The sequence below is a fragment of the Enterovibrio baiacu genome (genome assembly GCF_004120195.1).
Lineage (GTDB): Bacteria > Pseudomonadota > Gammaproteobacteria > Enterobacterales > Vibrionaceae > Enterovibrio > Enterovibrio baiacui.
Genome location: NZ_SCHN01000011.1, coordinates 119,864 through 134,675, shown reverse-complemented (window position 1 = coordinate 134,675; position 14,812 = coordinate 119,864). Strand labels below are relative to the sequence as shown.

The window sequence follows — 14,812 nt, the reverse complement described above, 5'->3', positions numbered from 1 at the left end:
CAAAAAGGCATTCATTATGAAAAAAACACTCCTTGCACTATCACTCGCATTCATTTCGACAAGCGCGTTTTCTACCGCCATGGATCATTCAAACATGGATCATAGCCAAATGAACCATGCTGAAATGAGCCACGCCGACATGGATCATGGAAAAATGGATAACACCAAGATGGACCATTCCGCCATGATGGACATGGAAGGCATGTCTGCGGTTGGCATGCCTGCGGATGGCGCAAAGCCTGATAAAGTCGTTCACGTTATTTTATCGGATGACATGCGCATCAATTTCAAAAAAGACGTGACCATCGAACCGAATGACGTGGTGCAATTTGTGGTCATGAATGTTGGCAAGATCGACCATGAGTTTTCTATCGGTTCATTGGAAGAGCAATTGACGCACCGAGAAATGATGAAAACCATGACAAGTCACCACGATCATGATTCAGGCAGCACAGTCACGGTGAAGCCCGGGAAAGCCAAACAATTGTTATGGCATTTTCACGGCGATAAAAACGTTGAGTTTGCCTGCAATATTCCTGGGCACGCGGAGGCAGGAATGATAAAAAGCCTGACGCTGTAAACCTTCATTCATGTCATGTCGGGCGTCGTGCCCGACATACCTTTCTATCAGTTTTGATCGCCCTTTTCACGCCATGAAGCACGGCCATTGGCGCACTGACAATGCACTTACTCAATGTCGCCCCTGCATAATAAAATTGATACAAACGCAGCGTTTTACAGATTCCTTTAAGGAAAGTCCTCTACTTTCAAACCACTCAACAGCATCAACTAGTCTTAACGTGAGCGTTCGTGGCCAGTATTAAACTGGGTAAACATAAGAATTAGAGGTTTTGCATGCTAAAACAACCGAAACTATTCCCAAATGCCATCGTAAACAAATATGAACTGACATGGGATTTTGAAATTGTTGCGGAAGGGGTCGATATCGTTGTGCCAAAGTACTTCCGCTATGATGGCGCGAGCATTCCAGCCCCTGCATGGCAGGCAACGTTTACCCCTTTTCATCCTGATGTGATGATGCCAGCACTGGTACATGACTGGCTTTACTACAACCATCAAGTCGAGATTGAACTCGCTGATGACATCTTCTATCGATTACTGCGCGATAACGGGGTGGACAACCTTCGCGCCAACTTGATGTGGGGAGCAGTAAAAGCGGCTGGGCGTTTTTTCTGGGAGAACGATAAAGACGACGAGGATTACCTAGAAAAGCTTTATCGGCTTGTTCGCAATCGAGAGAATAAAGACAGATACCAATTTCCACAGATCATTATTGACCGCGTTGAAAATGCAGGTAGCTAATCATCACGTCACCCATTTTATTGCATCGCTGTCCAATTCACACGCAGCAAAACCGCCCTTAACGTAGGCGGTTTTGTTTATTGGCGCTGATGGACACGACCAAGCAGTACGATACTTATACTTCGCGCAGTGCTCTTAACATCCACGCTGTTTTCTCATGCTCTCGCATACGGTCTGAAACCAAAGATGCTGAGGATTCATCGTCCGCTTGTTGGGCGAGTTTGAGAACATGACGCGCGGTGCGCACCACTTGCTCATGACCGCGCGTCAGAATATCAATCATGTCATCTGCACTCGGCACACCATCCACTTCTTCAATCGCACTCAACTCAGCAAACGCTTTGTATGTACCAGGCGCCGCAACACCCAGGGTACGAATACGCTCAGCAATGTCATCCACCGCTAACGCCAGTGCGTTGTAATGCTCTTCAAACATGGTGTGCAAATCGCGGAATTGCTTACCCGTAACGTTCCAGTGGAAATTGTGGGTTTGCAAATACAAGGTATAAGAATCCGCAAGTAGATGCTTCAACCCTTGTGCAATTGCCAATCTGTCTTGCTCGTTAATACCAATGTTAATGGTTGTCATGGTCTTTCCCCTTGATGTTTGTCTGAGGCTCAATGTCCTCTTTGATTATGGGGTTAGATTACGGCAACGAAGGCAGGAGGGATAATGGGTGCTTATTATCAATTCAATAAGCACCACCTATCAATAAGAGTGACTTAGACTATTTTTCTTGATTAATATGTCGGTATCGAGAAGGGAAATTTTGCCCAACATCCGTGAATACGCCGTCAACGCCCCAATTAAAGAGCTGATTGGCGCGCCCTAAGTGGTTCACGGTATACACGTTCACGGCATAGCCATGGCTTTTCATCTCAATAACTTGCTCTTTTGTCAGGCCGGTATCATCAACGTTGATCGTGTCGGCTTTGCACGCTTGCAACACAGAAAGCCAATCCCCTTCTAGCAACATTTCTCGTGAGAACAAACACGCCACATTGGTTTGTGGACTGCGACGTTTAAACTCTGCCAATACAAGCGGGTTGAAACATGACACAAGAAGGTCGCTCGTTTTGTTGAGGTTCTTCAATTCCGCCAGTACGCCGTCAATCAGCTTTTCCGACATCTCCCACCCTGCGGTACAAGATTTGATCTCCACATTAACGTTAATCTTGAGCGTATTCACCAAGGTGATGAAGTCAGAAAATGTGGGAAGCCGCTCGCCAATAAACTCATCAGCAAACCAGCTGCCCGCATCGATATCTTGCAGGTCTTCTTTCGTTAAATCATAGAGACTACCTGGACGGTCAGTGCAACGGTCCAAGGTATCGTCATGGCTTACTACAATGGTGCCATCGGCAAGAATATCGACGTCACATTCAATCCAATCCAGTCCGTACTGAGGAACGAGTGAGAATGCTGACAAGGTGTTCTCTGGCGCGAGTGAGGACATGCCTCGGTGTGCAAATAAGGTTTTCATGTTTCTACTTTCTAACTGATTTTCTTCAATATAGCGTCGCCGACGGTAAACGAACAGCGACAATAAAAAAAGCACCGCCTGAACGCAGTGCTTTTTGTTGTCCATTGACACTCGCAGTGAGCGCGCGCCCTTAATCGAGCTTAAGCGCCTGCTGTTGTAATAACTCGTCAAGGATTTGTGTGCCTGTCGCCCCTGAATCAAGCCCCAGTTCGGTGAAGCCAACATTGTGCAATACGATGTCTTGCACCTCTGTGCCGCCCGCCGTTTGTGAAACGTGCAAGGTCAGCCCATCGTCTGTCATTTCAGGACGAATGTAGTCGAGGAGCTCTGCGATACTCGAAGAGCTATCAACTGTGTCAGGAAGAAGCGCTGATACATCTAACTTATCACCCGTGACACTGTCACCCAATTCAAAGTCGCCAACGGTATCAGTGTTGGAGGTGGTACTAACGCTAGACGTCGTCCATGTGTACACATCATCCCCTTCACCGCCAACAAGGATGTCATCGCCAAGCCCCGCTTCAATAGTGTCATCACCATCGCCCGCGTAAATGCGCTCGCCTGCAGGATCAGCCACCAAGGTATCATCGGCTTCCGTACCAAACTGTGTTGCCGACGAATCGAAGACGACAAGCTGGCCAGCCATCAACATGGACTCAAGAATTTCATCTTGTGTCAGTGTTGTCGCGTCCATCCCTAACAAGGTGTCGAGCGTTTTGCCTTCAACAATGATGTTTTGAATCGGGCTGCTTGTGTCATCCATCACTTGAATACGTGTATTGCCATCGACCGTTTGAATATCGAGGCGATTCGCCAACTCTGTGAAGGTAAAGATACCGTCTGCGGCAAACGCAGCTGAAATATCAATAACATCAATGCCAGTTTCGAAGTCTTTGATGGTGTCTGTCGCTGGCGCTGCCGCCGTACCGAAATCGCCAGATTCCCACGCGAAGGTATCTTTCTGGCCATCGCCAGTGCCGTTGCGTTCACCGCCCCACAGTTCATCATCGCCCGCGCCGCCGACAAGGATATCCTCGCCTAAGCCACCAACAAGAATGTCATCGGCAGCACCGCCATACACTGTGGTATTTGCTGTGCCATCAATCACAAGGTCAGCGTTGCTGTTGTCGGTGTCGTTCAACACAGGATCCGTCGATGTATCTACCACTTCGACATTCACCGTGATGGTGGATGATAGCGGCTCGCCGTCATCCACATCAGACAGTGCCGTAATGGTAACGTCACCCGCCGGCTGACCACTGAACATAAGGTTTAGCGTCGACAGGTCGGTCATTGCCAAGGTACCTTGGTCAAACGTCCATGTGCCATCGCCGTTATCTGTGCCGACAGGCGTGCCCGTACTGTCGACGACTTGACCAACCGTCCCTAGGCCGCTGAAGGTAACAGAGAACTCATCGGCAATCGGGTCAACCACACTGGCCATCAAACCAAGCAATGGCATTAATGCACCTGTTGCTGCGCGCATGGATGCCAATTGCGCTGCGGATGTCAGTTCAGGCAAATCCGCTTTCGGTGCAACGATGATATCGACTGTGTCTCGGTCGAATTTCTGACCGCCCGTACCGAAGTTACCTCGGTCACGCGTTGTCATCTGAATTTCATCCGAGCCGGAGGTATTCTCACCGGCAAACTCATACGTTACGCCCGCAGCAAGCAGCGCATTAACCGCATCAATATCACCTTCAAGGGTAATGGTGTTCGTGCCTTGGCCTGTGACATCGATGCCTGTCGTGTCGCCCACCAGGTCAAGCACATTGCCTGCGCCAACCACGAGTTCAACAGCAACAATCGATGTCCCTTCCGCCACATCAACATCACTGACTTGAAGATCAGTGATGGTCAAAATGGTGTCTTCTTCGGCGTCATAGCTATCTGCAATGATGTTGACTGGCGCATCATTCACCGCTGACACTGACACAGTGACTTGCTTGTTCACCACATCAGCCGAAACTTGCCCGTTGTCGGATGTTTGAATCGCCAAATCTAAGACGAACTCGCCGTTTGCATCCGGGGGCGGTAAGAAGGTCAAATCGTTCAAGCTGGTATTGTCAACTGCGACAACAACATCACCACCGTCAGACGTTTCTGGCGTCACGGTACCGGTTACACCATCAGGGAGGATGATCTTACCGCCTTCAGGAATGCCTGAAACCGTGATCAATATGGTCTCCGGACCATTCTCTGTAAAGCTAACGCCAGCAGGTTGACCTGTGGTGCTGAGGCTTGGATTCGCATCAAGTGCGTTGATTTCCATCTCAAGCGTAACAGCCGTGTCTTCCACCGTGGATGCGGCAGCAACCACACTCGCTGTCGCGCCGTCTCCCTCAGGCGTGACCGTCAGCGTGAGATCTTGGCTTTCACCAACAACGAAGTTCAACCCCGCTTCTTTGGTGTAAATCGTCAACACGAAATCCACTGTGCCGCTAAAGTCTTTCGGCGGCACGAGGGCGATTTCAGACAGATTCGTCAGGTTGGACAAATCTTCAGCAGCAATGACCCATTGCCCTTCACCCGCGTTCGATGCAGGAACATTGAGTGTAAAGCCTTCTGGCACATTGCTAACAATCACCGATGCCAGGGTTTCAGACCCATCGACATCACTGAAAGAGGCACCGATGGATGCCAATGAAATACCACCAGATCCGTCTTCAGCGCCTTCAACTTCAATCACTTCGCCGTCAGCAAGCTCCACACCGTCTTGCGTGATGGTGACGGTGTCATTCACTGGCGTCACGTCAAACGTGAAGGACGTGGTGACATCGCGAGAATCTGACACTTGCGCGCCATCAATGGTTGCCGTGTCCGTGATGGTCAAGCTCGCATCAATGCTGACTTCACCACTGAAATCGGGTGCGGGTTTGAATTTGATATTGGTAATGTCCACACCAGACAGTGAAACGGTCGTGCTCTCTGAACCATCCGGCAGGACAAAGCTACCCATGCTAGCATCGACGGTGAGTTCTGCATTGGAAATGGTTTCTTCACCATTCACGGCATCAACGTCTGCCAATGAACCTGCGATGCTGAGGATCACAAGGCCATCTTCTAACGCCTCATCAGGCACCACTTCTTCTGTTGCGGTTCCCGTCACTGGCTGCTGATTTTCATCAAGCCCTTGTGTTTCTTTCACGGTTAACGAGAAGCTGTAATCAATGGTGTTATCGCTTGGCTGCTCTGCCCCCGTTGGCGGCAGTACATCCGCCAATGGGTTAACGTGCAATTCCACAACCACGTCAGAGGTCGACGTATTACCACTCGACGAATCCACGCTAACAATGGAGATAGGTATTTGCAGTTCGCCCGCAAAGTCATCAGGTGCAGTAATGGTCAGCTCAGACAGATCAAAGCCATCTGGGTAAGGGTTACCTGACGATTGCATGCCCGGTGGATCAAACACATAGATGTCTGTTTCGACATGGTAGTTAGCCCCACCAACCACTGCGCCTACAGGCAAGTCTTCGCCTTTGATGATAAAGGAAACTTGGTCAAATTCAGTGTCACCAGTTGCTGGCCAATTGACATTGAGTGCCTCGCCCAAGCTTTGTAGAGAGATAGGGTTATCTTCATCACCCGTCGCGACAACAGGGTCGGTCGGCACAGCAATTACCTGCGCGATGTTGCCCGTGTCTGTGGTGTTTTCGTAAGTCAGCGTAATGGTGTTGCTGCTCACTTGCACCGGAAGGCTGACATCTTCTTCGTTGTTGTCACCTTCATCAACCACCAGCGCCGTCATTGTAAACGTGGTCGTTCCGCTCGAGTTTTCTGGCGCGACGATGCTGAAATCATTCGGGTCATTCAAGATCCAACCGCCGTCTCCATCATAGAGAGAGTTGGTCACATAGAAACCATCCGCAAGATCGGTGATAACCACTTTGATCGGTACTTCATCACTCGTTAGATCGAGCTCGTCATATCGGATGGCATCTTTCAGTTCAATCACACCGTTTGACGCTGTAGACAGGTTCGACGTTGAATTGCCATCGCTATCCACAAAGGTCAACAAGCCGTCTTCTTCAACTTTGGCTTCAATGTTCACATTGACGACACCTTCGATGTCTTTCTCTCTGGTGATTGAAGGGTCTTCAAAATCAGCCTGCCTCACTGTAACAACGGTATTCAATGTCAGGTCGACGTCACTGTTTTCAGCGCGTTTAACCTGCAACTGATAGCCGTCAGTGATCTGCGCTTCTGAAATCACAATGGTGCCACCAGTCGGTGTCAGCGTGATCACATCCGTGCCTTTCACCAACTGAACGCTATCAGTGGCATCAAAGCCAGAAATCACCGCACCAACCACGATTTCTTCTGCACCTTGTGCATTGGAATCGTCAATGCCTGAAATGGATAAATCAGGCATCCAGTTAACGTCGATCCACTCATCTTCTTTGCCGATGGACGTCGATTCCACATAGTCTTCGGCATCAATTTGAGGGGTATCGATCTTAATTTCGATAGCGGTATCAAGCACCGCTTCGTCACCGTCATTTTCTGTGGCAACCAAACGTGCATCAATTTTGATGTCTTCTGTCAGGTTTGGCGGCAACTTGATGTAGACATTGCCATCCGCAAACCCAGTGTGGTCAATCACGTAGCTCTGCACAGATTCGCCATCGGCGTTCGTGACCCACCCTGCGAAGGTCAGTTCGACTTCTGTTTCGACACCGCTACCATCGACCTGAACAAAGCTCAGTCCATCTGGTAGGTTTGAGATGATGAGGGATAGCGACTCTGAGGTGTCTGACGGTGACAATGCATTTTCACCTGACACCAAGTTGAAATCGACAGCCACCAAGCCATCACCTGCCAAGCCGTCTTCCGGCACCGAGGTCGAAACAACGCCCGTGTCGGCATCGAATGCCCATTGCCCGGCGTCCGTACCTGGGTCGTTAACGTCAAACACAGGCACATCAGCAACGCCCGTCAGCACAACCTCGAGCGATTCCGCTGAAATGATACGTTCACTGTCAGGAGACCCCACCGCACTGTCTACAACAATGCCTTCGACCTGCAAAGTAAAGTTCTCATTGCTGTGCACAGGAGGAACGATTTCAAGTTTGTCTAAATCATCAATCGACACACGATCTGTGTCTGTGAGTGTCGTGATCGTCGTGCCATCATTCAGTTGCAACACCGCCCCATCTGGGATGTCGAAGATACGCACAAACAGCGCTTCCGAGCCGTCAGTATCATCGATAGATTGCAGCGTGATCGCACTGCCAAGCGCAATGGCCGTATTGCTCTCCGCAATATCTGGGTCAGCATTACCCGCATCTTCACTGCCAAAGACGCGACGTGTGGTGAGTCGCGCATCATCGGCAGACGGTTCAACACGAATGATGAACGAGGTATCGGTTTCTGCTGTATCAACCACTGCTGGGTCGCTTTCTGTCGAGATGGCTTTCACGGTGACCGTAATATCACCACTGAAATTTTCATCAGGCGTAAAGCTCACGCCGCTCAGTAATGACGGATCGGCCAGCTTCCACACACCGTCTTCAAGAACAATGCGTCCGCCACGTAATTCACCCACGTCTGGCGACAGGGTGATCTCAAGGCGCAATGATTCCGAGCCGTCTGTGTCTTGCAGTTCGGTGCTGACCAAATCCCCTAGACGGAAAGGTTCAGGGTTGAACGGGTCAAACGGATTGTGATCTTCTTGAATCTCGAACACACCGTCTGCGGCATCACCAATCAAGGTAATGCTTGGTGTATCGGCGATGCCATCAATGTTGATCTGCATCGGGGACGACGTAAAGACAGGATCGTGCCCATTCACTTCTAGCTCAACATCAAACTCGATAAGGTCAGTGTCGTCGTACGATGAATAATCTGGATCTGGAACAAAGGTGATGCCCACGAGGTTAAACGTGACAGGATCTGAACCGTCAACGGCTTCGAACATGGTGCTATCAAACACGATGTTGCCATCACCATCAGGCGTAATGGCGGTGCCGTTGAAATAGAAGGTTCCACCAATGTCGCCCGCCACATCGCGTGTTGCGAGCGTCACTTCACCGTTGAGCACTAAGCTGCCGTTTTCTTCGAGCGCTTCGCCCAAATCATTATCACCAACGCTCAACTGCATGTTGATTGCAATGCCGTTCGCAGGCGTCACGCCATCAGCTTCTGTGTCGGTATTGTCTTGACCTTGGTCTTCCACACCACTGATTTCTTGCTGTTCTCCCGACGCTGATGGGTTCACAACAATGGTAGGGGTTTGGTCTTCAATGGTCAGCGCAATGCTGCCTTCAACCACGTCCCCATCTGCGTCGGTAACTTCGAAGAGGATATTTTGATCGACAGAACCAATCACATTGGAATCGGTCGAGGTGAAGGTAATTTGGCCGACAGGGTCAGTACGCGGGTCAATTTCCACCGTACCAATTTGAATAGAATTATCGGTTTCAGAGTAAATTTCGATCTCTGAATCACGGCGCGTCGACACATCAACCCATTCAATACCATTGAACAAACGCGTGATCAGCGTTGAGCTGTCAGCGCCTTGTAGATCTTCAATGCCAGGGTTTTGTGATGGGTCGGTGATCTCAAACACATCCAGTGAAACCGTCGCAGGTGTCCCAACAAGGTCACCAATTTCGATGGCCAAGTTGCCTTCGGTGCGCGGGACATCATCGGTCACTGTGATTGGAACGGTGATTTGCGAAACGACGTCACCATCCGCATCCGTCGCGAATGCCGTCAAGTTGAAGCTCAAGGTATTGATTCCATCGCCTTCTGCGTGATCAAGCCCCGCTAACAACTCAAAAGAGAAGCTACCGTCAGATTCGAGAACCACGGTGAACACATCGCGTGCATCACCGGAATTATCATCAGCAAAACCGACGTACGTTTTCGGGAAGGTGTCACCTTCAGGGCGTTGCTCCATACGAACAGGAAAATCACCGGACAACACTGGCTGACCATCCGGATAGGTCACGAAGTCGGTTTCAAAGTTGAAATCCTTCAACGTGTCGCCCGCACCATCATTGGTATCGAGGTTGTTAGGGTTACCACTGTCGTTGGTGTCATCAATGTTCAAGTTACCACTGGCTTGAGAACCTTGGTGGCTTGTCGCGCTGCCATCGATACTGCTTTCATTCACAGTGAGCGTATCGGCGGTGCTTTCTTCTGCCGTATCGAGTTGATCATCTTTAATTTCAAACGTGACGATGCGCCCTTGCGTGTCTGGCGCGCTTGGGTCATAAGTGCTGTCTGGATTAATCAGACTGTTACCGTCAGTGTCGAGAATTTGAACAGGGATCTTGATTGAAATAACGTCGCCATTCGCCGTCACATCCCCCTCTTGCTGCGCAGCATCTGGATCCTGAGGATGATTCAACGGCGCATATTGATGGAAAGCCGTTTCTACCGTGACATCGAGAGAGTCTGCGGCTTGCGTTGCAGTAAAGACAAACTCAAGCACTGTCTCTCCGCCTACAGATGCGGCAACAGTCAACACACGATTACCGTCGCCGTCGACACTTTCAACCAGCGTCACGCCATCGACGTTCTCGCCCTCGTTGTTTTGCAGCCCCATCAACTCGGTCTGCAATGACGCAAAATCTTCAATACTTAATGTATCAGGCACCAATTTGTCGGTGGTTGCGACCAAATCGAAAGAGCCTGTTACAGAATTAGATTCTGATGCATCTTGGGTAGTGACATTCTCATTGAGCTCAAGTATGTCGACAGGATTTCCGCTGCCATCCAGTTGCTCACCACCGGTTGTTGGCACACCATCTTTAATGGTAATGCTCACTTCCGCGCTATTGCTCTCGTCGCCGTCCGCGTCGAAGACGGTAAATGGCAGGTTAAAGGTCGATTGCTCGAAATTGCCATCGCCGCTAACGTCTTCATTCTGGTCGAAGGGAAGGAACTGTTTCACTTCATAAGAAACATCATCGCCGCTTGATTCTGGCGCTTTCATTGAGATTTCGAGTACCGCTTCATCGGTGCCCGTTACGCGCAGTGTGAGAACACCCTCAACAGACGTATCAACATAGGTTTCTTCGCCATTGCTTGTGATGCCGTCAAACGCGCTTTCTGCTGCCGTTGCATCAAACTCTATTTTGCTGATTTCATCACTGCCCAAATCGACACCATCGGATGTGGACGACACAACAGGATCTGTAGCGTTGAGCTGTGGTTCTTGAATTTCAATCTCTACGTCATCAACACTTGGTGGTGCACCATCGTTACTGACCATGGTGATTTCAGCCGGGGCCAACATCAGTTCGCCCGTCGTATCCTCAACTTGCAACGGCAGGTTGATGGTTAGCTGGTCGCCATCAATGTTGACGTATGTACCTGTGCCCGAAGTATGGTCCAGCGGTGCCGTCTGATCTAATGTGGCGGTGACAGATAAACTGTTGCCGTCTTGTTCTGCAACGACGGTGAGTGTCACGACGACCTCATCACCCACTTTGCCAACCAAGGTAAAGGTGCCGACATCATCGCCTTCTACGCTGTGCGTAAACACAACCGGCTCGCCACCAGCAGTGATCGTCGCCAGTTCTGACTCAAACAAGGCAAGTGCACTTGGTGCGATTTGCAGCGACCCTGGCACTAAACGTTCTGTGCCCGCTTCAATGGCGAAGGTTGAACTTGATGCTTCACTGTAGGTCGTGTCATCCAAATCACCTTCGTTGACGGTCAGTGACACCTTCTGTCCACCGGCTGCATCAACGTCAATGATCAGCGAAATGCTGCCTTCAACTTTGTCTCCATCGCCATCCGTCACTTCATAACGAAGGGACTGATCAATGGAGCCAGTGAATTCTTCATCGGTGAGGGTAAACGTGATTTGCCCTACGGGATCGGTCGTCGGATCGATGACTACGGTACCAATTTGAATGCTTGGATCCGCTTCTGAGAAGATATCGATTTCAGATTCGCGGCGCGTTGACACATCCACCCACTCTTCCCCATTAAAGATACGGGTGATGAGGGTGTCGCTATCTGCGCCTTGCAGATCTTCAATACCGGGATTTTGCGAGGGATCGGTGATTTCAAAAACATTGATCGAGATAGCACCCACATCGAGATCATCAATGTCGATGGCCAAATTGCCTTCCGTTCGTGGAATGTCATCCGTAACGGTAATCGGCACAGTGATTTTCGATGCAACGTCACCGTCAGCATCGGTAGCGAAAGCGGTCAGATTGAAGGTTAAGGTATTAATACCATCGCCTTCTGCATGATCCAGCCCCGCTAACAGTTCAAAAGAGAAGGTACCGTCCGAAGCAAGGACCACCTTATAAACGTCGCGCGTGTCACCGGAATTATCATCGGCAATACCGTAATAAGTTTTCGGGAAGGTATCCCCTTCTGGACGTTGCTCCATGCGAACAGGAAAGTCACCTGACAACACAGGTTGGCCATCAGGGTATGTCACATAATCGGCTTCGAAATTGAAATCCGCTAACGTGTCCCCCGAGCCATCATGCACATTCAAGTTGTTTGGGCTACCACTGGTGTTGGTATCGTCAATGTTCAAGGTACCGCTGGCTTGCGAGCCTTGGTGACTGGTCGCACTCTCATCAATGCCACTTTCATCAACCGTTATTGCATCAACCGTGGTCTCATCAATCGTCTCGGTCGGGTTGTCCTTGATTTCGAATGTCACGACACGACCTTGGTGATCTGGCGCACTCGGGTCAAAGGTCGACTCAGGATTGATCAGCTGGTTGCCATCAGAATCTTGGATCTGCACGGGGATTTTGATTGTGATAACACTGTCATCCGCAGTGACATCGCCACTTTGCAGCCCAGCACTTGGATCTTGTGGATGGTTCAGAGGTGTATATTGATGGAATTCTGTTTCTACTGTTACATCAAGCGAGCCGCTTGCCTGCGTCGCGGTGAACACAAACTCCAGTGCTGGCTCGCCACCAATGGATGCGGTGATCGTCAACACGCGATTGCCATTCGCATCGGTGCTCTCAACCAATGTCACTTCATCGACGTTTTCGCCCGCATTGTTCTGAAGCTCCATCAACTCTGTTTGCAGTGACGAGAAATCTTCAATGCTCAAGGTGTCTGGCATCAATTTGTCCGATGCCGCTTCGATATCAAACGAGTTCGTTGCTGAGTTCCTGTCCGATGTATCTTGGCTAGAGCCTGTTTCATCAATTGAAAGGAGATCTTCTGGTGCACCGGATGCATCAAGACGTTCACCACCCGCCGTTGGCACACCATCGTTAATGGTAAACGTCACCTCTGAATCATTACTCACATCGCCGTCGGTATCGAAAACCTTGAATGGCAGTGTGAATGTTGACTGTTCGAAGTTACCGTCGCCGACAAGATCTTCATCTTGGTCGATAGGCAAAAATTGCGTCACTTCATATGCGGCGGTTTCTCCCGGCGCAGATGGCACTTTCAATGAAATCTCGAGCACAGCTTCGTCTGTACCCACAACGCGCAGTGTCACCACGCCATCAACAGACGTATCAACCCAAGTTTCTTGGGTATGGCTGGTAACACCATCAAACGCGAGCTTCGCGGCCGTGTCGTCAAACTCGATTTTGGCGATGTTATCACTGCCAAGATCGATGCCTTCGGTGGTCGATTCACGCCTTTCGCTGACAGGGTTATTTTGAGGTTCATCAATCTCAACGCTGGCAGTTCCAACGACTGGAGCTGCGCCGTCGTTACTGACCAGTTGAACTTGCGCAGGCTCTTGAAGTAAATCGCCCGAGCTATCCGCAACTTGTAGAGGCAAATCAATGGTGATCGCATCGCCGTTGATGTTGATGTAGGTGCCCGAACCGCTCAGGTGATCGAGCGGCGCAGATTGATCTAAGGTCGCACTGATGGACAAACCGTTGCCATCTTGCGTTGCTGTTAACGTCAGTGTGATAACCACTTCGCCGTTAACCGTGCCCACCAAGGTGAATGTACCCACATCACCCGATGCCGTTGATGAGCGCGTAAACGTCACCGCCTCGCCACCTGACGTGATGGTGCTTAATTCGCTTTCAAAGAGTGCTAACGCAGATGGCGCAATTTGCAGCGTGCCTGGATTTAGCGCCTCAGTACCACCTTCAATCGTGAAAGTGGCCGTGGTTGGCGTTCCATAGGGGGAATTATCCAGATCGCCTTCATCAACGACGAGAGAAACACGCTGCCCCCCTGCCGCATCGATGTCTTCGGTGGGCGGTGTCGTTCCGTCATCGCCGTTACCGTCACCATTACGGTTTACGTCATCGCCAAAGAATTCAGGGATAATATTGGTATCACTGGACGGCCCAGTAGTATCGAAGCCCGCTTCCGCCAGTGTAGAGGCATTGAGGTATTCAATAACCACAAAGCCAGCATTCGACGAACCCTCTGCGGCTTCACCCGCTGCCGCTTCTTCAAAAACTTCGGTGGGGTCGACGCCTTGCAGAATCAGTTCTTGGAGCTGGGCAACGTCAAGATTGAGCGGCAAATCGGAATCCAGCACTTCGCCATTGAAATAGGCTTGAATTTGCGCTGTCGCGATGGAGGCATCTTGCCCCGCCTTTGCAGGCACCAAACAGGAAGCACATTGGCTATCGATTTGAAAAATATTGCCATCAAGGGCAACCACGACATCACTGTCGTTGTTTGTCAAAAGTACCTGATTAGGCGCAATGTTCATGCCTTTTTCCAGGCCAATGATTCTCGCATCATTCGTGACTAGAAATGCTTGTCCTCTAACCTCGATAACGTCTAATTTGGAATCAAACTCGTGACCAATCATAACTCTCCCCAGTGCTTCGCTTCTCGAATTGCGGTCGTATGTCTTTGATGATATGAACGTAGTCTAACCATCAAGGGCATGCGTGTCTTAAGCTCACTCCCCTAGTTTCATTGCAGGCTCAACATTGAGAAATTATGAGACGAGGTTTATCGATGAATTCTTAGGAAATTATCAGCAATGAAACAAGCGACACTATTAAGATTAGGAAAGTAGACCAAAATTGGTGGCACTTTTTGTACAAAACACGAATAGAAGTGAA

Annotated in this window: 5 protein-coding genes; 2 read left to right on the top strand and 3 right to left on the bottom strand. The window is 50.0% G+C overall.

Going from position 1 to position 14,812, the window contains the following annotated elements; genetic code table 11:
* Positions 1–16 precede the first annotated feature (16 nt).
* Together copI and EQP46_RS13060 are read left to right on the top strand one after the other, a co-directional pair.
* Complete coding sequence (gene copI, locus EQP46_RS13065; protein ID WP_129494085.1) at positions 17–580, top strand: copper-resistant cuproprotein CopI; 564 nt, start codon at positions 17–19, stop codon at positions 578–580.
* Positions 581–855: 275 nt separating this feature from the next.
* On the top strand, positions 856–1,323 hold the full coding sequence (locus EQP46_RS13060; protein WP_129494084.1) for a DUF1353 domain-containing protein: 468 nt from the start codon (positions 856–858) through the stop codon (positions 1,321–1,323).
* 115 nt (positions 1,324–1,438) lie between these two features.
* On the opposite strand, the gene EQP46_RS13055 is transcribed toward EQP46_RS13060, so the two are convergent.
* The 3 genes from EQP46_RS13055 to EQP46_RS13045 all read right to left on the bottom strand — a co-directional run bounded on the left by EQP46_RS13055 (position 1,439) and on the right by EQP46_RS13045 (position 14,553).
* The gene (locus EQP46_RS13055; RefSeq protein ID WP_129494083.1) at positions 1,439–1,912 is read right to left on the bottom strand and encodes a Dps family protein; all 474 of its coding nucleotides are present in this window, start codon (positions 1,910–1,912) and stop codon (positions 1,439–1,441) included.
* 139 nt (positions 1,913–2,051) lie between these two features.
* The gene (locus tag EQP46_RS13050; protein ID WP_129494168.1) at positions 2,052–2,807 is read right to left on the bottom strand and encodes a glycerophosphodiester phosphodiesterase family protein; all 756 of its coding nucleotides are present in this window, start codon (positions 2,805–2,807) and stop codon (positions 2,052–2,054) included.
* Positions 2,808–2,937: 130 nt separating this feature from the next.
* Positions 2,938–14,553 (bottom strand): retention module-containing protein, encoded by an 11,616-nt coding sequence (locus EQP46_RS13045; protein WP_129494082.1) that lies wholly within the window; start codon positions 14,551–14,553, stop codon positions 2,938–2,940.
* Positions 14,554–14,812 lie beyond the last annotated feature (259 nt).